Genomic DNA, 22,898 nt, shown 5'->3' with positions numbered 1-22,898 from the left:
CGCCGCTCCTGGGTAAGCCCCCGCTGGGGGTGTTCGCGCTCCGCCCCGTATGGCGGGCGGCCGCCACGCGTCCCAGTCCGGCCCCGTACGGCGGGCGACTGCCCGGGGCCCCGGCCCCCGGCCTCGCCCGTAACCTCGGCACGCGCCCCGGCCCGTAGCCACTGGCACGCGCCCCCCGCCCGTACGGCCGGACGACCGCCACGCGCCCGGCCGAGCCCCGCACCCCGCCCACGCCCCGCCCCCGCGACCTCTCCCCGCCCCCCGTGCCCTCTCCCTGCCCTCGCGCCCTCCCCTTGGCCCCGCCCCCACCCTGGTACGGAGCACCCCTCACGCCCGGTAGGCTGGTCACATGTCCGAACCGACCGGTGCCGCCCGCCGTCGCGGGCCCTTCAAGGTCGGGGACCAGGTCCAGCTCACCGATCCCAAGGGACGCCACTACACGTTCACGCTCGAAGAGGGCAAGAGCTTCCACACCCACAAGGGAGCCTTCCCCCACGACGAGCTGATCGGTGCTCCCGAGGGCAGTGTTGTCCGTACCACCGGGAACGTCGCCTACCTCGCGCTGCGCCCGCTGCTCCCCGACTACGTCCTGTCCATGCCCCGCGGCGCCGCCGTGGTCTACCCCAAGGACGCGGGGCAGATCCTGGCGATGGCCGACATCTTCCCCGGCGCTCGCGTCGTCGAGGCGGGGGTGGGGTCCGGCTCGCTCAGCAGCTTCCTGCTGCGCGCCATCGGCGACCAGGGCATGCTGCACAGCTACGAGCGGCGCGCCGACTTCGCCGAGATCGCCACGCAGAACGTCGAGCGGTACTTCGGCGGTCCGCACCCGGCGTGGACACTCACCGTCGGTGACCTCCAGGACAACCTCTCCGACACCGACGTCGACCGGGTCATCCTGGACATGCTCGCCCCCTGGGAGTGCCTGGAGGCCGTCTCCAAGGCGCTCGTCCCGGGCGGCATCCTGTGCGCGTACGTGGCCACCACGACGCAGCTGGCCCGTACCGTCGAGGCCATCCGCGAGCACGGCACCTTCAACGAGCCGTCGGCCTGGGAGACCATGGTCCGCACCTGGCACGTCGAGGGCCTGGCCGTCCGCCCCGACCATCGCATGATCGGGCACACCGGCTTCCTGCTGACCGCCCGCCGTCTCGCGGACGGTGTCGAGCCGCCGCTGCGCCGCCGTCGCCCGGCCAAGGGCGCGTACGGCGAGGACTACTCCGGTCCCGGCAGCTCCAGCGGGGGCGCGGAGCGCGGCTGACCCGGCGCACGCCCCGGCCAGCGCGGCCGGCCCGCCTCGCACGCCCCCTCGAACCGTCCGGCGCCGCCGACCAGTTCCCGCCCCACGGGAACCGTCGGCGGCGCCGTCGCGTTCAGCGGGTGGAGGCCCGGCGGGAAACCCCGCCCGAGTGTTCCCCGGCGGCCCGGCCTGTGGAACGATGCTGGGCACTCCCACCGCCACAGCTCTTCACAGGAGTTACCCCGCGTGCAGTTCACGGCCGGCCAGGACCTTCCGCACACCCGCACCCGCGCCCTGCACTGGCTCGCCACCGCTGCCGCCCTGGCGGCGGTGGTCGCGGCCGCGTCCTTCGTCCAGCCTCCCGACGCCACGGCCACCACCGACGCCGCCTCCGCCGCCCGCGCGGCCGCCGCCCCGGCCCCCGACCCGCGCGCCGCGGCCTATCCGGTGGACTGCGGCCCGAACCGCCTCGACGTGGTGGACAGCGCCAGCGGCGACCTGGACGGCGACGGCAGCTCCGAGACCGTCGCCGTGGTGCGCTGCCACACCGAGACGGGCACCCCGCCCAGCGGCGTGTACGTCCTCACCGGCCCCGCGGGGGGCAAGGCGGGCAAGGGAGCCCCGCGGGTCGTCGCGACCCTTCTCGCGCCCGCACAGCAGCGCAGCGTGGACGGTTTCGCCGTACGCGACGGTGTGGTCGCCGCGACACTCCTGGGCTACTCCTCGACCGGCGTGCCGCGCTGCTGCCCGGACGTCCGGGTGCCGACCAAGTGGCAATGGAAAGGCGGGAAGTTCGTCCGGAGCGAACTTCCCGCCTCTTCCGACACCGAGCGTGTGTGATCGGTCACACGGCGACTACTCCGCGTCCGGGCCGTAGACCTCCACCCGGTCCGCGACGCGGCGTACGTGGATGCAGTCGCCCGGGCATTCCTTCGCGGAGTCCCGTACGTCGTTGAGCAGCGGCAGCGGGACGGGGGTGGTGGCCCCCTTGTCCTGGAGCAGCTCGTCGTCGGCGCTTTTCACATAAGCCAGACCGTCGATGTCGAGTTCGAAGACCTCCGGCGCGTACTGCGCACAGATGCCGTCGCCGGTGCAGAGGTCCTGGTCGATCCAGACCTCCAGTGCTTCGTCCTGCGCCGTCATCTCGCCTGCCGTTCCTGCGTACGTGAATCAAATGGGGCCCACCCTGACGGGTGTTGACCGTCTCGACGATACAACCGTCCGCTTTCTGATGTTGTTGGGTGGGTATCCCCCTGAGGTGAGGACGTGCGCAAGGGTGAAGATCGGACACACCCCGACAGTCTTTTCGATCTAGGGGTTTCAACCTGCACCGGCCCAGGTAGGGTCAGGAAGCGTCCAGCTCCCCTTGGAGGAGGTGAGGACCGTGGCAGCCCACGACGACGACATCAACCGCGGCATCCGGCCGGGGCGGGGGTCCGACGACCCTGCCGGTCAGGTTGCCTATCTTGAGCAGGAGATCGCCGTCCTGCGACGCAAGCTCGCCGACTCTCCGCGTCACACGAGGATTCTCGAAGAGCGGATCGTCGAGCTGCAGACCAACCTGGCCGGTGTTTCGGCACAGAACGAGCGACTCGCCAACACCCTGCGCGAGGCGCGTGACCAGATCGTGGCCCTCAAGGAAGAGGTCGACCGGCTCGCGCAGCCGCCGGCCGGTTTCGGCGTCTTCCTGCAGGCGAACGAGGACGGTACGGCCGACATCTTCACCGGAGGCCGAAAACTCCGGGTGAACGTCAGTCCCAGCGTGGACCTCGACGAGCTGCGGCGTGGCCAGGAGGTCATGCTCAACGAAGCGCTCAACGTGGTCGAGGCCATGGAGTACGAGAACGCCGGGGACATCGTCACCCTCAAGGAGATCCTTGAGGACGGCGAGCGCGCCCTGGTCATCGGGCACACCGACGAGGAGCGGGTGGTGCGGCTCGCCGAGCCGCTGCTGGACATCAACATCCGCGCCGGCGACGCCCTGCTCCTGGAGCCCCGCTCCGGCTATGTCTACGAGGTCATTCCCAAGAGCGAGGTCGAGGAGCTCGTCCTCGAAGAGGTCCCGGACATCGACTACACGAAGATCGGCGGTCTGGGCGGCCAGATCGAACTGATCCGCGACGCGGTCGAGCTCCCGTACCTCTACCCCGACCTGTTCAAGGAGCACGAACTGCGCCCGCCCAAGGGCGTACTGCTCTACGGACCGCCCGGCTGCGGCAAGACGCTCATCGCCAAGGCGGTCGCCAACTCGCTCGCCAAGAAGGTCGCCGAGGTGACCGGCCAGCCCGCGGGGAAGAGCTTCTTCCTCAACATCAAGGGCCCCGAGCTGCTGAACAAGTACGTCGGTGAGACGGAGCGGCACATCCGCCTCGTCTTCCAGCGGGCCCGGGAGAAGGCGAGCGAGGGCACCCCCGTCATCGTCTTCTTCGACGAGATGGACTCCCTCTTCCGCACCCGCGGGTCCGGAGTCAGCTCGGACGTGGAGAACACCATCGTCCCGCAGCTGCTCTCCGAGATCGACGGCGTGGAGGGCCTGGAGAACGTCATCGTCATCGGTGCCTCCAACCGCGAGGACATGATCGACCCGGCGATCCTGCGCCCCGGCCGGCTGGACGTCAAGATCAAGATCGAGCGTCCGGACGCCGAGGCCGCCAAGGACATCTTCTCGAAGTACCTCACCGAGCGCCTGCCGCTGCACGCCGACGACCTCGGCGAGCACGGCGACTCCCGCAAGGCCGCGGTCAGCGCGATGATCCAGTCGGTCGTCGAGCAGATGTACGCGGAATCCGAGGAGAACCGCTTCCTGGAGGTCACCTACGCCAACGGTGACAAGGAAGTCCTGTACTTCAAGGACTTCAACTCCGGCGCAATGATCGAAAACATCGTCGGACGCGCCAAGAAGATGGCCATCAAGGCATTCCTCGAACACAACCAGAAGGGTCTTCGCGTCGCCCACCTGCTCCAGGCGTGCGTGGACGAGTTCAAGGAGAACGAGGACCTGCCCAACACCACCAACCCGGACGACTGGGCCCGCATCTCCGGCAAGAAGGGCGAGCGGATCGTTTACATCCGCACCCTGGTCACCGGCAAGCAGGGCGCGGACACCGGCCGCTCCATCGACACGGTGGCGAATACCGGCCAATACCTGTAACACCGCCGACCGGCTGCGGATGTCCTGCACGGGGCGTCCGCAGCCGGACGCGTTTCCGGGGCTCCGCGGGTGATCCCCGGAAGGCTGCGACGGAGCAGGTGAAAACCGGACTGGAGCAATGACTGTAATGATCTCCCCAGCGCCGCAAAGGCGTTCTAGGCTCTTCGGTACCGCCGCGTCACGCACTGCGGAAGCGGGGGCCGCACACGGACCGGAAGCGCAGCGGTACTTGAGCGCCGACCCCATCCGGGGGCGCCGCCGGGCAAGGAGGGCCGCATGACCGTACGGCGAGTAATGGGAATCGAGACGGAGTACGGGATCTCCGTCCCCGGCCACCCGAACGCCAATGCCATGCTCACCTCGTCCCAGGTCGTCAACGCGTACGCGGCGGCGATGCAACGGGCGCGACGCGCCCGCTGGGACTTCGAGGAGGAGAACCCGCTGCGGGACGCCCGAGGCTTCGACCTCGCCCGCGAGAACGCCGACGCCAGCCAGCTCACCGACGAGGACATCGGGCTGGCCAATGTGATCCTCACCAACGGGGCACGTCTGTACGTCGACCACGCGCATCCGGAGTACAGCTCGCCGGAGGTCACCAACCCGCGCGACGCGGTGCTCTGGGACAAGGCGGGGGAGCGCATCATGGCCGAGGCCGCCGAGCGCGCGGCCCAGGTCCCCGGCGCCCAGCCCATCCACCTCTACAAGAACAACACCGACAACAAGGGCGCCTCCTACGGCACGCACGAGAACTACCTGATGAAGCGGGAGACCCCGTTCTCGGACATCGTGCGGCATCTGACGCCCTTCTTCGTCTCCCGCCAGGTCTACGCCGGCGCCGGCCGGGTCGGCATCGGCCAGGACGGCCACGAGCACGGCTTCCAGATCAGCCAGCGGGCCGACTACTTCGAGGTCGAGGTCGGTCTGGAGACCACCCTCAAGCGGCCCATCATCAACACCCGCGACGAGCCGCACTCCGACGCCGAGAAGTACCGCAGGCTGCACGTGATCATCGGCGACGCGAACCTCTCCGAGATCTCCACGTACCTGAAGCTGGGCACCACGGCGCTGGTCCTGTCCATGATCGAGGACGGCTTCATCGCCGTCGATCTCGCCGTCGACCAGCCCGTACGTACCCTCCACCAGGTCTCCCACGACCCGACGCTGCGCCACCTGATCACCCTGCGCAGCGGCCGGACCCTGACCGCCGTACAACTCCAGATGGAGTACTTCGAGCTGGCGCGCAAGTACGTGGAGGACCGGCTCGGCGCGGACGCCGACGAGCAGACCAAGGACGTCCTGGCCCGCTGGGAGGACGTGCTGGGGCGCCTGGAGCACGACCCGATGAGCCTGTCCGGCGAACTGGACTGGGTGGCCAAGCGGGAGTTGATGGAGGGCTACCGGCGCCGGGACGGCGTGGAGTGGGACGCGGCCCGCCTCCACCTCGTCGACCTCCAGTACGCCGACGTACGGGCCGACAAGGGCCTCTACAACCGTCTCGCGGCCCGCGGCAAGATGAAGCGCCTGCTGACCGACGAGGAGGTGGCGCGGGCCGTCCAGGCGCCGCCGGAGGACACCCGGGCGTACTTCCGCGGCCGGTGCCTGGAGCAGTACGCGGACGACGTGGCGGCGGCCTCCTGGGACTCGGTGATCTTCGATCTGCCGGGCCGTGACTCTCTGCAACGGGTGCCGACGCTCGAACCGCTGCGCGGCACTCGTAACCACGTGAAAGAGCTGCTCGACCGGTGCCGTACGGCCGAGGACCTGGTGCGGGTCCTGTCCGGAGGGTGACGGCGGGCCGGATCGGGCACCCGATCCGGGGCTAAAGGTCCCCCGTCCGGGAATCATCGGGGTGACTCCCGGACGTTGTACGAAGACGACCGAGAACAGGGCCGATGTCAGACCTTCCTTGTAGGGTCTGATCTTGACAGTCACATCGAGCGGGGCGAACCGAGCGGGGTGAGGGACATGGCGACCAAGGACACCGGCGGCGGACAGCAGAAGGCGACGCGTTCGACCGAGGAGGTCGAGGAGCAGTCGCAGGACGCGCAGGCCGCGGACGATCTCAAGGAGCGGCAGGAGAAGCTGTCGGACGACGTCGACTCCGTGCTGGACGAGATCGACGACGTGCTCGAAGAGAACGCCGAGGATTTCGTGCGGTCGTTCGTGCAAAAGGGCGGACAGTAACCGATCGCCGGGTTCCGTCGGCGGCCGGCGCACCGGACGTGCGGACGCAGCGGGCCAGCACGGTCCGCGCACGCCGCGCGAGCCGTGTGCGCGAACCGGCGTGACGGTCCCCGGCTCCGGCTCCGGGAGCGTGCGGCCGCACAGGCTGCCGCGTGCTCCCGGAATCGCCGGTACGCGCGCTCGGCGAGCGCGTACGCACAAGCCGTCCCGGGTGTCGGCGCACGGTCGTGGGGGCCGGAAGGTGAAGGGCCGCCGCTGCCGTCGTCCGGTCCGTTCCCGCGTGCATGTGAATCATGACCGCAGGACAGGTAAGGTCCGGGACGTACTGTGCTTCAGCTGCAACGCAGCGCTGGGCCAATTCAAGGATCGGCCGGACGTCCTGGGGCGGCGGCCGAATATCCGGAAGGAAACGTGTGGAAGCCAACACTCGTAACGCCGGGCATCTACCAGCTGCCTTCCTGACGTCCGGGTCCTCGTCGTTCATGGACTTCCTCGGGGAGCACGCGCCGGAACTGCTGCCGGGCCGGCGTCCGCCGCTGCCCGTGCAGGGGACCATCGAGGCGCCGCACGGCACCACGATCGTCGCGGCGTCGTTCCCCGGCGGGGTGGTGCTCGCCGGTGACCGCCGCGCGACGATGGGCAACGTCATCGCGCAGCGCGACATCGAGAAGGTCTTCCCGGCCGACGAGTACTCCGCCGTCGGCATCGCCGGCACGGCCGGTCTCGCGGTCGAGATGGTCAGGCTCTTCCAGCTGGAGCTGGAGCACTTCGAGAAGGTCGAGGGCGCCCAACTCTCCCTGGAGGGCAAGGCGAACCGTCTCTCGACGATGATCCGCAGCAACCTCGGCATGGCCATGCAGGGCCTGGCCGTGGTGCCGCTGTTCGCCGGCTGGGACGTGGACCGCGAGAAGGGCCGCATCTTCTCGTACGACGTGACCGGCGGGCGCTCGGAGGAGCACGGCTTCGCCTCGACGGGCTCCGGCTCGGTCTTCGCGCGCGGTGCCCTCAAGAAGCTCTACCGCGACGACCTCACGGAGAACCAGGCCGCCACGGCCGTGGTCCAGGCGCTGTACGACGCCGCGGACGACGACTCGGCGACCGGCGGCCCGGACATGGCCCGACGGATCTACCCGATCGTCACGGTGATCACCGACGAGGGCTTCAAGCGGTACACCGAGGCGGAGGTGTCGGAGATCGCCCGCGCCATCCACGAGCAGCGGCTCGACCGGCCCGACGGCCCGCGTGCCGCGCTGCTCTGAGGACGGGAGACCGCCATGCACGCGCCACTGAGAGAGTCATTGACAGAAAGGGACGGATAGCCGGTGTCGACGCCGTTCTATGTCTCACCCCAGCAGGCCATGGCCGACCGGGCGGAGTACGCCCGCAAGGGTATCGCGCGCGGCCGCAGCGTCGTGGTGCTGCAGTACACCGACGGCGTGGTCTTCGTCGCCGAGAATCCCTCCCGGGCCCTGCACAAGGTCAGCGAGATCTACGACCGCATCGCCTTCGCGGCGGTCGGCAAGTACAACGAGTTCGAGAATCTGCGCATCGGCGGTGTGCGCTACGCCGACCTGCGCGGCTATACCTACGACCGCGCGGACGTGACCGCCCGCGGCCTTGCCAATGTCTACGCCCAGACCCTCGGCTCGATCTTCTCCAGCGCCGCCGAGAAGCCCTACGAGGTGGAGCTGATCGTCGCGGAGGTGGGCAACGCCCCCGAGGACGACCAGATCTACCGGCTGCCGCACGACGGTTCGATCGTGGACGAGCACGGCTCGGTCGCGGTCGGCGGCAACGCCGATCAGATCAGCAGCTACCTCGATCAGCGACACCGCGACGGCATGACGCTGGGCGAGGCGCTGAAGCTGGCCGTCGAGTCGCTCTCCCGCGACAACAACGGCGGTGAACGCACCCTGGCCGCCGACCAGTTGGAGGTCGCGACCCTGGACCGAACACGTCCGCAGCAGCGGAAGTTCAAGCGGATCCTGGGCCGTCAGCTCTCCCGGCTGCTGGAGGAGCACGGCACCGCGGCCTCCGGGGAAGCCGCGGACGACGCCTCGGACTCCGCGGACGCCGAGGGCACTTCCGGCTCCGAAGGCGGCTCCGGCACGTCGTGACGCGACACGGTCGGCGTACGGCGGGACCGTACGCCGCCGTCCTTACGCGCCGCCGTCCGTACGGCACGGGCCTTCTCGCGCCCCGGTGGGTATGCACCCGCCGGGGCGCGCCGCGTTCCGGGGCCGCTGCGGCCGCCTTGCCCGCGCCCGCTGCAGCGGCGGCACCGTTTCCCTACGGCGGTGGCGCCGTCGAGCCGCGCACGAGCAGTTCGACGGGCAGTGTCACGGTCTCCGGCGCGCCGCCGTCCAGGGCGGTCATCAGGGCGCGCATCCCGGCGGCACCGACCTCCTCGGCGGGCAGTCGTACGGTCGTCAGTTCCGGTTCCACGGCCATGGCCAGCGCCAGGTCGTCGAGGCCGGTGACGGAGACGTCCTCCGGCACCCGCAGGCCCAGCCGGCGAGCCGCCTTGCAGGCGCCGGCCGCCAGCAGGTCGTCGTCGCACAGGAGGGCGGTCGGGCGGGGGCCCGGCCGGGTCAGGGCCGCGTGGGCCGCGTGCAGACCGGCTTCCACGCTGAGCGCGGCGGGCTCGCTGCGCACGTCCGCGTCCGGGACGCCGCGCAGCGCCTCGGCGAAGGCGGCGGACCGTACGTGGAAGGTCCAGGAGTCGATGGCGGCGGCGAGGTGGGTGATGCGGCGGTGGCCGAGGGCGAGCAGATGCGCGGTGAGCCGCCGGACGCCGTCGGCGATGTCGGGGTTGACGGTCGCGGTGGCCTGGGCGTCGTCCGGATCGCTGTCGAGCATGACCAGCGGCAGCTCCTCGCCGCGCATGGCCGTCAGGGCGTCGGTGGCCATGGAGGAGGCGATGACGCCGTCGAGTGCCGCGCGCGCCGAGGCGAAGGGGTCACGGGCCGGGCCGATGCCCTCGGGGGAGGGGTACAGGACGACACCGAAGCCGTGGTCGGCGGCCGCGCGCGCCGCGCCGGTGTAGACGCGGGCGAAGTACTCGCTGGTCAAGGCGGGGACGACGAGCAGGGCGGTGCGGGTGCGGCCGGTCCGCAGGTTGCGCGCGGCAAGGTTGGGGCGGTAGCCGAGGTCGCGTGCGGCGGTGCGTACCGCGTCGGCTTTGCGGGGTGAGACGCGGCCGCGCCATTTGCCGCCCAGCACGAGGGAGACGGCGGCCTGCGAGACGCCGGCGGCGCGGGCGACGTCGCGGCTGGTGACACGGGGTGCGGAGGGGGCGCCGGGACGCGCTGCTGTCGGCTGCTCGTGGGTGGTCACCGGGGCCGGGCTCCTCGCGTCGTACGTCGCGGTGTGGACCCGCGGGTTGCGTCCATGGTACGTATGACGCCGCACGTTATACGTAACACTTCCTGGCCGTGCCAGGGGAGAAGAGGCGGGCATGGCCGCTGGGTACGCGGAACTGCTGAGGACGCGCCACGCGGCCCGGCTGCTGGCCGGAACGCTGATCGGCCGGCTGCCGAACGCGACCGGACCGCTCGCCGTCGTGCTCTTCACCCGCGCTGAGGGCGGCAGCTACGTCCTCGCGGGCGTCCTCTCCGCCGTGTACGGGGTGTGCAACGCGATCGGGCAGCCGCTCCTGGGGCGCGCGGTGGACGTGTACGGGCAGCCGCGCGTGATGCTGCCCTCGGCCGTGGTCTCCGCCCTGGGCATGGCGCTGCTGGCGGTCGTCGGTCTCGATCCGCTGCCTGTGGCGTACGCGGCCATGGTGATAGCCGGGTTCTTCACGCCCCCGCTGGAGGGCGGGCTGCGGGCGCTGTGGCCGGGGGTGCTCAAGCGCGCGGACCGGGTCCATGCCGCGTACGCGCTGGACGCGGTGGCGCAGGAAGTGCTCTTCGCGGTGGGCCCGCTGCTGGTGACGATGTGTGTGGCGCTCTGGTCCGAGCGGTGGGCGCTGCTGGTGATCAACGTGATCGGGGTGCTCGGCGCGCTCTCCGTGGTCGCCTCCGCGCCTTCGCGGCAGTGGCGCAGCGCGCCGCGTGAGGCGCACTGGCTCGGGGCCCTGCGGTCCTCCGGGATGCTGGTGCTGATCGCCTCGTTCTTCTTCGTGGGGCTGGCGCTCGGGTCCATCGCGGTGGCGGCGGTCGCGTACGCCGACGAGCACGGCGGCGGAATGGTCTCCAGCTACCTGCTGTCCGCGCTCGGCGTGGGCGCCCTTCTGGGCGGAGTGGTGTACGGCGCGCGGCAGTGGCCCGGCCACCCGGAGAACCGGCTGCGGCTGCTGGTGGCGCTGCTGGCGCTGGGCTACCTGCCGCTCGCGCTGACGCCGGGCGTGGTGGGGATGACGCTGCTGACGGGGGTGGCGGGGGTGTTTCTGGCGCCGGCGCTGGCGTGCGCGTTCGTCGTCGTGGACGGACACGCGCCCAGGGGGACGGTCACCGAGGCGTTCTCCTGGCTGGTGACGACGTTCGGGGTCGGGTCCGCGCTGGGGATGACGGTGGTCGGGCCCGCGGTGGAGCGGGGCGGCCCGGCCGCCGGGTTCGGTGTGGCGGGGGCGGGCGGTGTCGCCGCACTGCTCGTACTCCTGTCGACAAAGCGCTTTCTTTCTCCCCGTGGACGTGGCGTCGTGAGCGATGCTGTGCAGGCCACGGCGGAAAATGATCGGAACGAGGCCGCCCAACCCGGTTTCAGAGCAGGCCATCAGGCGTAATGTTCAGTCATGGACCGCCGCATTTTCGGGCTGGAGAACGAGTACGGCGTCACATGCACGTTCAGGGGACAGCGCCGACTGTCTCCTGACGAGGTGGCTCGGTACCTCTTCCGCCGTGTCGTGTCATGGGGCCGCAGCAGCAATGTCTTCCTGCGGAACGGCGCCCGCCTGTACCTGGACGTGGGATCGCACCCGGAATACGCAACTCCCGAGTGCGACAACGTGACCGAGCTGGTCACCCACGACAAGGCCGGCGAGCGCATTCTCGAAGGTCTGCTGGTCGACGCCGAGCGCCGCCTGCACGAGGAAGGAATCGCGGGCGACGTCTATCTCTTCAAGAACAACACCGATTCCGCCGGAAACTCCTATGGTTGCCACGAAAACTATCTCGTGGCCCGGCACGGGGAGTTCTCCCGGCTCGCGGACATTCTCATTCCGTTCCTGGTGACCCGTCAGCTGCTCTGCGGCGCGGGCAAGGTCCTGCAGACACCGCGCGGGGCCGTCTACTGCGTGAGCCAGCGCGCCGAGCACATCTGGGAGGGCGTCTCCTCGGCGACGACCCGCTCCCGTCCGATCATCAACACCCGCGACGAACCGCACGCCGACGCGGAGCGCTACCGCCGGCTCCACGTCATCGTCGGCGACTCCAACATGTCCGAGACGACCATGCTGCTGAAGGTCGGCGCCACCGACCTCGTCCTGCGCATGATCGAGGCGGGCACGGTGATGCGCGACCTGACCCTGGAGAACCCGATCCGGGCCATCCGGGAGGTCAGCCACGACATAACGGGCCGGCGCAAGGTGCGGCTGGCCAGCGGCCGGGAGGCGTCCGCCCTGGAGGTCCAGCAGGAGTACTACGAGAAGGCGGTGGACTTCGTAGAACGGCGCGGTATCCGTACGGGCACGGTCGAACAGGTCCTGGAACTGTGGGGCCGCACCCTCGAAGCCGTACGCGAAGAGGATCTCGACCGGATCTCCACCGAGATCGACTGGGTGATGAAGTACCAGCTCATCGAGCGCTACCGTGCCAAGAACAACATCACCATGTCGCATCCGCGGGTGGCGCAGATAGACCTCGCCTACCACGACATCCACCGCCGCCGGGGCCTCTACTACCTCCTGGAGCGGAAGGGCCAGGCGGCCCGTATCTGCAACGACTTGAAGATCTTCGAGGGCAAGTCGGTGCCGCCGCAGACCACCCGGGCCCGGCTGCGCGGTGATTTCATCCGCCGGGCGCAGGAGCAGCGCCGCGACTTCACCGTGGACTGGGTGCATCTGAAGCTCAACGACCAGGCGCAGCGCACGGTGCTGTGCAAGGACCCGTTCCGGTCCGTGGACGACCGGGTGGAAAAGCTGATCGCGGGGATGTGAGTCCGGTTCGTCACCGTATCCGGTGTATCACCGGATACGGTGACGGCTCGGTCGTGCCGGTGCCGGGAGCGCCCGCGCTCCCGGCACTCTGCGGTGCGGCGCCGCTGTGTCGTTGTGTCGCACGGGGAAACGCACTCAGGGTCAGGTCGTAGAGTGGCGGGCATCGCCCACCCACCCCACGACCCCGAGTTGGACTTCATGAACTTCACGAAGAACACCCGCCGCGCCGCCGCCGCGGCGCTGACCGTTCCCCTCCTGCTGTTCACCGCCGCCTGTGGGTCCGATGACGGCAAGGGGTCGTCGGCCGCCGCGGTCGCCAAGGTGGAGGGGAAGCCCGGGGAGCAGCCCAAGATCACCGTCCCGAAGGACGCCAAGGCGCCCGGCGAGGCGGTCACCAAGACGCTGCACGAGGGCTCGGGCGCGGAGGTCAAGAAGGGCGACTACGTACGTCTGGACTTCGCGGCGCAGGCCATGAAGACCGGTCAGAACCTCGGCAGCACCTGGACCAAGCAGCCCGGTGCGGACGCGAAGGCGCCGCGCACGCAGATCGTCGGCGAGATCAGTGACCAGCCGACCCAGCAGCAGCTGCCGCAGAAGGTGATGGAGGCGGTCGCGGGCCAGAAGGTCGGCAGCCGCTTCGAGGTCGAGGGCACCGCCAAGGCGCTGGTCGGCGAGAACCTGAACCCGCAGTCCGGCATCAAGCCCGAGGACGGCCTGGTGTGGGTCGTGGACGTGGTCGGCGCGGGCAAGGCCGACAAGAAGGGCAAGTCCGAGGGCGAGCAGGCGGCGCCGGAGGAGGGCATGCCCGAGGTGAAGGCGGAGGGCGAGAAGGCCGCGACGATCACCGTCCCCAAGGGGGAGAAGGCGCCCACCGAGCTCAAGGAGCAGGTGCTGGTCAAGGGCAAGGGCCCGAAGGTCAAGGCCGGCGACGGCCTGATCGCGCAGTACACCGGTGTGAAGTGGGAGGACGGCAAGAAGTTCGACTCCTCCTGGGACCACGGCGGCGCCACCGCCTTCCAGATCGGCACCGGTGCCGTCGTCAAGGGCTGGGACCAGGCCCTGGTCGGCAAGAACGTCGGTGACCGGGTGGAGATCGTGATTCCGCCGAAGCTGGGCTACGGCGCGAATCCGCAGAGCGAGCTGGCGAAGAACACCCTGGTGTTCTCCGTCGACATCGTCGGCACCGTCTGAACATGATCTGCCAGACTGTGCGGGTAGCTGTGCAGATTCTTTCGTAGGAGCACTTTCGTGAACATCGACAAGCCCGAGATCGACTTCCCTGACGGTCCGGTCCCCACCGACCTGGAGATCGTGGACCTGTGGGAGGGTGACGGGCCGGTCGCCAAGGCCGGGGACTTCGTCAAGGTCCACTACGTGGGAGTCTCCTTCAGCTCCGGCGAGGAGTTCGACGCGAGCTGGAACCGCGGCAACCCGCTGGAGTTCCAGCTCGGTGCCGGCCAGGTCATCTCCGGCTGGGACCAGGGCGTGCAGGGCATGAAGGTCGGCGGCCGCCGCCGGCTGACCATCCCCCCGCACCTGGCCTACGGCGACCGCGGCGCCGGTGGCGGCCGTATCGCGCCGGGCGAGACGCTGATCTTCGTCTGTGACCTGATCTCCGCCTGAGAACGACGGCAGCCGGCCGCGGCACAGCGGCGGCCGGCCCGCACCGAGGGCCCGTGCCACCCGGCACGGGCCCTCGTCCTTGCCCGCCGGGCGCCCGCCGCCCCCGCCGCCCGTCACGGTCCGGACCCTCGGCTTTGCCGCAGGTCCCCGGAGCGGTACGGTCATCGGTCGGGAGTCCGACAAGAAAGGGCGTCGATGGCCATTGCCAAGGCCGAGCGGCTGATGAATCTGGCGCTGTGCCTTCTGGGCACCCGTCGCCCGCTGACCAAACGTGAACTGCGGTCCTCCATCGAGGCGTACGTGGAGACGTTCGGCTCCGGGGACGCCGGTACGGGCAGCGACGACTCCTTCAACCGGATGTTCGAGCGCGACAAGGACGACCTGCGCGAACTCGGCCTGGTCATCGAGACCGTCGAAGGACTGGACGGGGAGACCGGCTACCTCGCGCGCCGCGACAGCAACCGCCTCCCCCCGATCACCCTGGACGCCGCCGAGGCCGCCGCCCTGGGACTCGCCGCCAAGATCTGGCAGCAGGCCCGGCTGGCCGGCGCCGCCAGTGGCGCACTGCAGAAGCTGCGCGCGGCCGGCGTGCCCTTCCAGGACGACGGCAGCTTCGAGGCGCAGCAGCCGCACAGCGCCCTGGAACCCCGCATCCCCGCCCACGAGGCCGCCTTCGAGCCGCTGATGCTCGCCTGCCGCGACCGCCGGCCCGTCGTCTTCGACTACCGCAAGTCCAACGCCGCCCGCCCCGAGCAGCGGCAGGTGGAACCGTGGATACTGGAGTGCTGGCGCGGCCACTGGTACCTCGCCGGCTGGGACCGTGAACGGCAGGCCGAACGGGTCTTCCGGCTCTCCCGCATCACCGGCAAGGTCCGCTCCCGGCAGGGGAAGTTCACCGCCGAGGTGCCCGACCACGTCACCGTCCGCGAGACGGTGGAGAGCTGGGCGGGGGAGACCGCCACCGGCACCGCCCGGATCAGACTGCGCACCGACCACGGCTACCCGCTGCGCGCCCGCGCGCTGAGCATCCGCGAGCTGGGCGACGGCTGGGACGAACTGGAGATCCCGTACGGGCACGGGCTCGACGCCTGGCTGGTCGAGTTCGGCCCCGACGTCGTGGTGCTGGAACCCGCCGAGCTGCGGGCCGACGTCGTGGACCGGCTGCGCGCCGTGGCCAAGGGCTGAGAAGGACGGGACGCACACTCCATGGCTACCAACGCGATCGACCAGACCCGGCGGATGCTGTCGCTGGTCACCTACCTCCGCGAGCGCCCCGGCGCCCGCGTCTCCGACGTCGCCCGCGCCTTCGGCATCTCCGAGGACGAGCTGATCGGCGACCTCGACGTGCTGCCGATGTGCGGTACGAGCTTCCGCGGCGGCGACCTGCTCGACATCGACACCGACGGCGACCGCATCTGGTGGCACAACCCCGACGACGTCGCCGAGCCGTTGCGGCTGGCCGCCGACGAGGCGACCGCCCTGCTGGTCGCGGCCCGCGCCGTGGCCACCCTGCCCGGACTGCGCGAGGGCGACCGGCAGGCGCTGCTGCGCGCCACCGCCAAGCTGGAGGCCGCGGCGGGCGAGGCGGCCGGCGCCAGCTCCCGGGTGTCGGTCACCTTCGAGTCGGAGGGCGGCGTCTTCGCCGACGTCGACCGGGCCATCGCCGAGCGCCGCCGGCTGTGGCTGCGCTACTACTCACCCGCGCGCGACGAGCTGACCGAGCGCGAGGTGGACCCGATCCGGCTGTTCGCGGTGGGTCACACCTACGTCGAGGCGTGGTGCCGCCTCTCGGAGGCGCGCCGTACCTTCCGGCTCGACCGGGTCGCCGAGATCAAACTGCTGGACGCCCCCGCCGACCCGCCGCCCGTCGAACTGCGCGACCTGTCCGAAGGGCTGGTGCAGCCCGCGGCCGAGGACCCCGAGGTCGTCATCGAGGTGGCGCCCGGCGGACGCTGGGTGGCCGAGTACTACCCGCACGACAGCGCCGAGGAGCTGCCGGACGGCGGCCTGCGCATCACCCTGCGCACCCCCGACCCCGCCTCGCTGCGGCGGCTCGCGCTGCGCCTGGGCCGGGACGGCCGCATCGTCTCGCCGCAGGCCCTGGCGGACAGCGCGCGCCAGGCGTCCCGGCAGGCGCTCGCGGCGTACGGCGAATAGGACGCGGAGGGCGGCGGCACGATGACGACGACCATGGCGGGCGGGATGCCCACGACCCTGACCGGCCCGGTGCTCTTCAAGGCGGCCTGCCCCGACTGCCGGGGCTGCTTCGAGCTGGCGTCGGACGCGCTGCGCCTGGCCATCGGCGCCAGCAGTCGTACCACCTTCTACTCCTTCACCTGCCCGGACTGCGGCAGCGCGGTCCGCAAACCGGCGGGGGAGCGGATCGTCGAGCTGCTCACCGGCGGCGGGGTCCGGACCCTGCGGCTGCACATGGGCTGAGGTGCCCGGCCACCGAGTCCATCCGTCCGACATGACCCTTTATGTGTGTCATCTGTCACGCTCGCACCCCCCGATAGGCTTCGCCCCATGCTCTGGCCCATGATCGCCATCGCCCTCGGCTTCCTCGGCATCGCCGTCCTCGGCGTCCTCGCCGTCCGCGTCTTCGTGGAGGTACGACGGCTGGCCCGCCAGGTCGGACAGACCTCGGAGCGCATCCAGCGGGCCGCGCAGGACCTGGAGCGGGCGGCCGTACCGCTGGCCTCGCGAGCCCACGAATCCCTTCGGGACTGATACCGCACCCTGCTGCTACGGGTGTGCGGGCGGTACGCTGCTGTTCGCAGTTCAGACCGCGAGGCGGGGGCGGAAACCTACGGTACGCACGTCCCTTGCCGCCCGTTCACCGCCGAACGTTACGATCGCTGTCAGCACTAGCACGCCCGTCCGACCCCCACGGCAGGCACCGAAGTAGACGCCGACCCGGCGAGAAGGTAGTCGCACATGCTCAGCAACCTCAGGGCCCCCGAGATCATTCTGATCCTCGTCGTCATTGTGCTGCTGTTCGGCGCGAAGAAGCTCCCGGACATGGCACGTTCGCTCGGCAAGTCGGCCCGCATCCTCAAGAGCGAGGCCAAGGCCATGAAGAAGGAAGGCGGCGACGGCGAGGCCGCCGGCAAGGACGCCTCCTCCGCCGACTCCCAGGCCGCGCCGCGGACGATCCAGGCGGCCCCGGGCGATGTGAACAGCTCGCGTCCCGTCGCCGAGCCGAACCGCACCACCCACAGCTGACCGGAGCCGACCCAGCTCCGCCGGCCCGGTCGGCCGGTGGCGGCTGATGCACGAGACGAGGACGTGGGTTGCTCAAGTCTGCCCGCAAACAGCAAAAGGACCCCGAGGGGCGGATGCCGCTCGCGGAACACCTGCGTGAGCTGCGCAACCGACTGCTGAAGTCGGTCCTTGCGATCGGCGTGGTCACTGCCGTGGCCATGCTCTACTACAAGGACATCGCCCACTTCATCACGGGCCCGGTCATCGAGAGCGTCGGCTGCCCGCGTGGGACGTCCGCCGGCACGCCGCCGGGCCACCCCTGCGCGCAGATCACGGCTCAGGGCATGCTGGCGCCCTTCACGATCCTGCTCAAGGTGTCGCTCACCACGGGTGTCGTCATCGCCAGCCCGGTCTGGCTCTACCAGCTGTGGGCGTTCCTCGCACCCGGCCTGCACAACACCGAGAAGAAGTACGCGCTCAGCTTCGTGGCGGCGGGCGTCCCGCTGTTCCTCGGTGGCGCCTACCTCGCCTACGCGGTCCTGCCCACCACGGCCGCCGCGCTGGTCGGGCTGACGCCCAGCGAGTGGTCCAACCTCTTCCCGGCGGACGAGTTCCTGGACATCGTCACGCGCATGGTCGTGGTCTTCGGCCTGGCCTTCGAGCTGCCGCTGCTGCTGATCCTGCTGAACTTCGGCGGAGTGATCACCGGGCGCCGGGTGCTGAGCTGGTGGCGCTTCATGGTGCTGGGCATCACCATCTTCGCCGCGATCGCCACCCCCACCGGCGACCCGCTGACCATGGGCCTGCTCGCGGCCCCGATCGTGATCCTGTACTTCGGCGCGGTAGGTGTGTGCCTGTTCAACGACCGCCGTCGCCGGCGCTCCGACCCGGACCGGGAACTGGACGACGACGAGGCGTCACAGCTCGACCTGACCCCCGAGAGCATCGACGGACTCGACCCCGCCACCGGCCACCGGATGCTTCCGGAACAGGCCACCGGCGACCCGGCACCGCGCCGCAACGGGTTCGACGACGCGACGTAACGAAGGCGGCTGCGCGACGCAGCGCGGACGCCGTCGCCGGGGGGCGGCGGCGTGGCGCGAGGCGGGCGGGACGACCGGGGCGGTGACGCGTTGAGCGCGTGCCGCCCCGCGGTCTGTGCGGGGGCGGCGCTCCTACGAGGCGCTGTGCGGGGGCGGCGCTCCTACGGGGCGAATCGAACGCGCTCGTCCCCCCAGCGGGGGGATACCCGGGGGCGGCGGCCGGGAACCGCGCGGGGGCGGCCCCGCTTCGCGCCACCTCGTTCCCCGCTGCCCCGCACCACTTCGCCCCGCGCAGCCCCCTCGCCCCGCACCACCTCGCCCCGCCAGTCCCGCCGCTGGTCATAGCGGCGTCCCTGATGGCCCCGGCGTCCCCGGCCGGTGAGCGTGGGGGAGTGGTGTGTCCGGGGGAGGGCCGGTAAAGGGCGTCCATAATGATCGGCTCGTTGTCAGAGGTGGCCGGTAGGCTCGTAAGCACGATGACCGAGGACATGTCCCCTGCTGAGCGCTACGCCGCCGCCAAGTTGCGGGCGGCGGAGCAGGCCACCGCACTCGCCCCTTTCCGTGAGATGTACGACTTCGCGCTGGACCCGTTCCAGATCGAGGCGTGCCAGGCCCTGGAGGCCGGTAAGGGCGTGCTGGTCGCGGCCCCGACCGGATCCGGCAAGACGATCGTGGGCGAGTTCGCCGTCCACCTGGCCCTGGAGCAGGGCCGTAAATGCTTCTACACCACGCCGATCAAGGCGCTGTCGAACCAGAAGTACCAGGACCTGGTTCGGCGCTACGGCGCGGACCGGGTCGGCCTGCTGACCGGTGACAACAGCGTCAACTCCGAGGCGCCGGTGGTCGTGATGACCACCGAGGTGCTGCGGAACATGCTGTACGCGGGCTCCCAGTCGCTGAACGGCCTCGGTTACGTGGTGATGGACGAGGTGCACTACCTCTCCGACCGCTTCCGCGGTGCCGTCTGGGAAGAGGTGATCATTCACCTGCCGGAGTCCGTCACGCTGGTCTCGCTGTCCGCGACGGTCTCCAACGCGGAGGAGTTCGGCGCCTGGCTGGACACGGTGCGCGGTGACACGGAAGTGATCGTCTCCGAGCACCGCCCGGTGCCGCTGTGGCAGCACGTGCTCGCCGGGCGCCGGATGTACGACCTCTTCGAGGAGCGGGAGGGCCGTTCCGGTGCCGGGCGCCGGGAGGTCAACCCGGACCTGGAGCGGCTGGCGCGGATGGAGAACAGCCGCCCGACGTTCGGCCGGGACAAGCGCCGGGGCCGCAACCAGCGGGAGGCGGACCGCGAGCGCGAGCGGCGGCAGCGCAGCCGTATCTGGACGCCGGGCCGCGCCGAGGTGATCGACCGGCTGGACAGCGAGGGCCTGCTGCCGGCGATCACGTTCATCTTCAGCCGGGCCGGGTGCGAATCGGCTGTGCAGCAGTGCCTGTATTCGGGGCTGCGGCTCAACGACCAGGAGGGGCGGGCCGAGGTCCGCGCCATCGTGGAGGAGCGGACGGCCGGGATCCCCGATGAGGACCTGCACGTTCTCGGCTACTACGAGTGGCTGGAGGGGCTGGAGCGGGGTATCGCCGCGCACCACGCCGGCATGCTGCCGACCTTCAAGGAGGTCGTGGAGGAGCTGTTCCTGAAGGGGCTGGTCAAGGCCGTCTTCGCGACGGAGACGCTGGCGCTGGGCATCAACATGCCCGCCCGTTCGGTCGTCCTGGAGAAGCTGGTCAAGTGGAACGGCGAGCAGCACGCCGACATCACCCCCGGCGAGTACACGCAGCTCACCGGCCGTGCCGGGCGCCGCGGCATCGACGTCGAGGGCCATGCGGTGGTGCTGTGGCAGCGCGGCATGGACCCGGGCGCCCTGGCCGGCCTGGCCGGTACACGGACGTATCCGCTGCGCTCGTCCTTCAAGCCGTCGTACAACATGGCGGTCAACCTGGTCTCGCAGTTCGGGCGGCACCGCTCGCGAGAGCTGCTGGAGATGTCGTTCGCGCAGTTCCAGGCGGACAAGTCGGTCGTCGGCATCTCGCGGCAGGTGCAGAAGAACGAGGAGGGCCTGGACGGCTACAAGGAGTCCATGACCTGCCACCTCGGTGACTTCGAGGAGTACTCGCGGCTGCGCCGGGAGCTGAAGGACCGGGAGACGGAGCTGGCCAAGCAGGGCGCCGCGCAGCGCCGGGCCGCGGCCGCCGCGGCGCTGGAGAAGCTCCGGCCGGGCGACGTGATCCACGTACCGACGGGCAAGTACGCGGGGCTGGCGCTGGTGCTGGACCCGGGCATGCCGTCGGGGCGCACCAACGGGCACCGCGGCTACGACGCGCACGACGGCCCCCGGCCGCTGGTGCTGACCGCCGAGCGGCAGGTCAAGCGGCTGGCGTCGATGGACTTCCCGGTCCCGGTGGCGGCCCTGGACCGGATGCGCATCCCGAAGTCCTTCAACGCGCGCAGCCCGCAGTCCCGCCGGGACCTGGCGTCCGCGCTGCGGACGAAGGCCGGGCACATCGCGCCGGAGCGGCACCGCAAGCAGCGGGCGGCGGCGGCCGACGACCGGGAGATCGCGCGGCTGCGTACGGAGCTGCGGGCGCATCCCTGCCACGGCTGCGACGAGCGCGAGGACCACGCGCGGTGGGCCGAGCGGTACCACCGGCTGCTGCGTGACACGCGGCAGCTGGAGCGCCGTATCGAGGGCCGTACGAACACCATCGCGCGCACCTTCGACCGGATCTGCGCCCTGCTGACCGGACTTGACTACCTGGAAGGTGACACGGTCACCGACGAGGGCCGGCGGCTGGCGCGGCTCTACGGCGAACTGGACCTGCTGGCGAGCGAATGCCTGCGGGCCGGCGTCTGGAACGGGCTCGGCCCCGCCGAACTGGCCGCCTGCGCCTCGGCCCTGGTCTACGAGGCCCGGCAGGCGGACGACGCGGTGGCGCCGAAGCTGCCGTCGGGCAAGGCGCGGGACGCGCTCGCCGAGATGGTACGGATCTGGGGCCGACTGGACGCCTTGGAGGAGGACCACAAGATCAACCAGGCGGAGGGCGTCGGCCAGCGCGAGCCGGACCTCGGCTTCGCCTGGGCCGCGTACCGCTGGGCCTCCGGATTCGGCCTGGACGAGGTGCTGCGCGAGGCGGAGATGCCGGCCGGCGACTTCGTGCGCTGGTGCAAGCAGTTGATCGACATCCTCGGCCAGATCGCCGCCGCCGCACCCCCGGAGGTGGCGCGCAACGCCCGCAAGGCCGTGGACGCGGTGCTGCGGGGCGTGGTGGCGTACTCGTCGGTGGGGTGAGGCCGCGAGGCCGCTTCCGGGGCCCGGCCGGGCCCCGGTCTCCGGTGTGACGTCGTGCGGGTCCGTTCTTCGGGTGAGGGACGGACCCGCGGTCTGTCCGCCCGGCTCCCGAGGCCCGGGTGCCGGGCGGACGTGCGAGAGCGTGGCGCGTCACACGGGCGGATTGACGGCGGTGGCCTTGAAGAAGGTGTACTGGAACGTTCCGCCGTCCTCCGCCGTCCGGCGCAGCTCGCGGATGCCGCGCTCCCACTCGGCCTCGGTCGTCAGCCCGGCGGCCAGCGCGTCGTCCCGTACGGCCGCGATCATCGCGATGAACGTGTTGCGGGTGAAGCTGTCCACCAGTCCCGGCCGGGTCGCGTCGGCGCAGACCGTACGCGGCCGGACCGCCACCCCCGCGTACCCGGCGGCGGTCAGCAGCGGCTGCAGCCGCCGGCCGATCAGCGCGTCGCCGCCGGCCGCGGCCTGCAGTCGGACCTGGTGGCCGATCACGGTGTGGGCTTCGGCACTGTCCGGGTGGAAGAACGCCGATCCGTGGTCCCCCTCGATGACGGTGATGCCGCCGCCCGGCCGCAGGACGCGCCGCAGGTCCGCCAATGTCCGTGCGGGGTCGGGCAGGTGCTCCAGGACGAAGCAGACGAAGAGGTGGTCGAAGGAGGCGTCGGCGTACGGCAGGTCGGTCAGGTCGGCCTGTTGCCAGCGCACCGTCGCCGCGTGCGGACGGGCGGCGAGGCGGGCGCGGGCCTGGTCGAGCGAGTCCGCGCAGATGTCGACCGCGGTGATGTGGGCACCCGGGCTGGAGGCGACCAGATGCACGGTCTGGGCGCCAACCCCGCATCCGGCCTCCAGGACCCGGCTGCCCGCCTCGTACACCGTGCCCGCGTGCAGGAGCGCTGCCAGGGTGTCCGCCTGGTCGGTGAGCCGCCGGGCCTCATGGTCCGAGTACCCGTGCACGTAAGGGTGTTCGCGGGGTGTGGGAGTCCGGAGCGCGTGGCTGTCCTCGTGCGGGCCGCCGGTCGTCTGCTCCGTCGTTGCTGTTCTCATGCCGCCACTCTGGGCCGACAATGGTCCG

General features: G+C 70.8%; 22 protein-coding genes. 19 read left to right on the top strand and 3 right to left on the bottom strand.

Annotation, left to right across the window (positions count from 1 at the left end; translation table 11 throughout):
- The first annotated feature begins 349 nt into the window (after positions 1 to 349).
- Positions 350 to 1,258: a tRNA (adenine-N1)-methyltransferase gene (locus AB0A97_RS25450; RefSeq protein ID WP_003981600.1), complete on the top strand. Its 909-nt coding sequence runs from the start codon at positions 350 to 352 to the stop codon at positions 1,256 to 1,258.
- Between the two features lie 225 nt (positions 1,259 to 1,483).
- Positions 1,484 to 2,077: a hypothetical protein gene (locus tag AB0A97_RS25445; protein ID WP_361154097.1), complete on the top strand. Its 594-nt coding sequence runs from the start codon at positions 1,484 to 1,486 to the stop codon at positions 2,075 to 2,077.
- Positions 2,078 to 2,092: 15 nt separating this feature from the next.
- Here the strand turns inward: AB0A97_RS25445 and AB0A97_RS25440 are convergent, their stop codons facing one another.
- Positions 2,093 to 2,380: a ferredoxin gene (locus tag AB0A97_RS25440; RefSeq protein WP_030017428.1), complete on the bottom strand. Its 288-nt coding sequence runs from the start codon at positions 2,378 to 2,380 to the stop codon at positions 2,093 to 2,095.
- Between the two features lie 241 nt (positions 2,381 to 2,621).
- Between AB0A97_RS25440 and arc the strand changes: the two genes are divergently transcribed.
- The 6 genes from arc (at position 2,622) to prcA (ending at position 8,689) form a co-directional block, all read left to right on the top strand.
- Entirely contained in the window at positions 2,622 to 4,388 is a 1,767-nt protein-coding gene (gene arc, locus AB0A97_RS25435) for a proteasome ATPase (RefSeq protein WP_125057258.1), read from the top strand.
- 276 nt (positions 4,389 to 4,664) lie between these two features.
- Positions 4,665 to 6,176, top strand: coding sequence for a depupylase/deamidase Dop (gene dop, locus AB0A97_RS25430; RefSeq protein ID WP_361154094.1), 1,512 nt, complete (start codon positions 4,665 to 4,667; stop codon positions 6,174 to 6,176).
- Positions 6,177 to 6,353: 177 nt separating this feature from the next.
- Complete coding sequence (locus tag AB0A97_RS25425) at positions 6,354 to 6,572, top strand: ubiquitin-like protein Pup (RefSeq protein WP_003981605.1); 219 nt, start codon at positions 6,354 to 6,356, stop codon at positions 6,570 to 6,572.
- A gap of 100 nt (positions 6,573 to 6,672) precedes the next feature.
- Positions 6,673 to 7,005 carry an endonuclease domain-containing protein gene (locus AB0A97_RS25420; protein ID WP_361154090.1) on the top strand — a complete coding sequence of 111 codons (333 nt, stop codon included), beginning with the start codon at positions 6,673 to 6,675 and terminating at the stop codon, positions 7,003 to 7,005.
- Positions 6,986 to 7,831 carry a proteasome subunit beta gene (gene prcB, locus AB0A97_RS25415; protein ID WP_361154088.1) on the top strand — a complete coding sequence of 282 codons (846 nt, stop codon included), beginning with the start codon at positions 6,986 to 6,988 and terminating at the stop codon, positions 7,829 to 7,831. The genes AB0A97_RS25420 and prcB overlap by 20 nt, the downstream gene beginning before the upstream one ends.
- A gap of 63 nt (positions 7,832 to 7,894) precedes the next feature.
- On the top strand, positions 7,895 to 8,689 hold the full coding sequence (gene prcA, locus AB0A97_RS25410; protein WP_361154086.1) for a proteasome subunit alpha: 795 nt from the start codon (positions 7,895 to 7,897) through the stop codon (positions 8,687 to 8,689).
- 172 nt (positions 8,690 to 8,861) lie between these two features.
- Here prcA and AB0A97_RS25405 read toward each other — a convergent pair whose 3' ends face one another.
- On the bottom strand, positions 8,862 to 9,908 hold the full coding sequence (locus tag AB0A97_RS25405) for a LacI family DNA-binding transcriptional regulator (protein ID WP_361154084.1): 1,047 nt from the start codon (positions 9,906 to 9,908) through the stop codon (positions 8,862 to 8,864).
- Positions 9,909 to 10,029: 121 nt separating this feature from the next.
- Here AB0A97_RS25405 and AB0A97_RS25400 point away from each other — a divergent pair, with 121 nt between their 5' ends.
- The 11 genes from AB0A97_RS25400 (at position 10,030) to AB0A97_RS25350 (ending at position 21,829) form a co-directional block, all read left to right on the top strand.
- Positions 10,030 to 11,298, top strand: a complete 1,269-nt coding sequence (locus AB0A97_RS25400; RefSeq protein ID WP_361154081.1) for an MFS transporter — start codon at positions 10,030 to 10,032, stop codon at positions 11,296 to 11,298.
- Positions 11,299 to 11,307: 9 nt separating this feature from the next.
- The gene (gene pafA / locus AB0A97_RS25395; protein WP_361154079.1) at positions 11,308 to 12,669 is read left to right on the top strand and encodes a Pup--protein ligase; all 1,362 of its coding nucleotides are present in this window, start codon (positions 11,308 to 11,310) and stop codon (positions 12,667 to 12,669) included.
- A 198-nt stretch (positions 12,670 to 12,867) separates the two neighbouring features.
- Complete coding sequence (locus tag AB0A97_RS25390; protein WP_361154573.1) at positions 12,868 to 13,860, top strand: FKBP-type peptidyl-prolyl cis-trans isomerase; 993 nt, start codon at positions 12,868 to 12,870, stop codon at positions 13,858 to 13,860.
- Positions 13,861 to 13,917: 57 nt separating this feature from the next.
- A complete protein-coding gene (locus tag AB0A97_RS25385; protein ID WP_361154076.1) occupies positions 13,918 to 14,292 on the top strand; it encodes an FKBP-type peptidyl-prolyl cis-trans isomerase in 375 nt (124 codons plus the stop codon).
- A gap of 195 nt (positions 14,293 to 14,487) precedes the next feature.
- Positions 14,488 to 15,477, top strand: a complete 990-nt coding sequence (locus tag AB0A97_RS25380) for a WYL domain-containing protein (RefSeq protein ID WP_361154073.1) — start codon at positions 14,488 to 14,490, stop codon at positions 15,475 to 15,477.
- A gap of 21 nt (positions 15,478 to 15,498) precedes the next feature.
- A complete protein-coding gene (locus tag AB0A97_RS25375; protein WP_031011131.1) occupies positions 15,499 to 16,449 on the top strand; it encodes a WYL domain-containing protein in 951 nt (316 codons plus the stop codon).
- Between the two features lie 21 nt (positions 16,450 to 16,470).
- Entirely contained in the window at positions 16,471 to 16,731 is a 261-nt protein-coding gene (locus tag AB0A97_RS25370) for a hypothetical protein (protein ID WP_361154071.1), read from the top strand.
- A gap of 87 nt (positions 16,732 to 16,818) precedes the next feature.
- A complete protein-coding gene (locus AB0A97_RS25365) occupies positions 16,819 to 17,022 on the top strand; it encodes a hypothetical protein (protein WP_361154068.1) in 204 nt (67 codons plus the stop codon).
- Positions 17,023 to 17,229: 207 nt separating this feature from the next.
- On the top strand, positions 17,230 to 17,517 hold the full coding sequence (gene tatA / locus AB0A97_RS25360) for a Sec-independent protein translocase subunit TatA (protein WP_361154066.1): 288 nt from the start codon (positions 17,230 to 17,232) through the stop codon (positions 17,515 to 17,517).
- 68 nt (positions 17,518 to 17,585) lie between these two features.
- Entirely contained in the window at positions 17,586 to 18,539 is a 954-nt protein-coding gene (tatC, locus tag AB0A97_RS25355; protein ID WP_361154063.1) for a twin-arginine translocase subunit TatC, read from the top strand.
- A gap of 476 nt (positions 18,540 to 19,015) precedes the next feature.
- Positions 19,016 to 21,829: a DEAD/DEAH box helicase gene (locus tag AB0A97_RS25350; RefSeq protein ID WP_361154061.1), complete on the top strand. Its 2,814-nt coding sequence runs from the start codon at positions 19,016 to 19,018 to the stop codon at positions 21,827 to 21,829.
- A 150-nt stretch (positions 21,830 to 21,979) separates the two neighbouring features.
- On the opposite strand, the gene AB0A97_RS25345 is transcribed toward AB0A97_RS25350, so the two are convergent.
- On the bottom strand, positions 21,980 to 22,870 hold the full coding sequence (locus tag AB0A97_RS25345) for a methyltransferase domain-containing protein (protein ID WP_361154058.1): 891 nt from the start codon (positions 22,868 to 22,870) through the stop codon (positions 21,980 to 21,982).
- Positions 22,871 to 22,898: the final 28 nt, after the last annotated feature.

It is taken from the genome of Streptomyces sp. NPDC045470, from assembly GCF_040646595.1.
In the GTDB taxonomy this organism is placed as follows: Bacteria; Actinomycetota; Actinomycetes; order Streptomycetales; family Streptomycetaceae; genus Streptomyces.
This window is presented reverse-complemented; position numbering and strand designations above follow the sequence as displayed.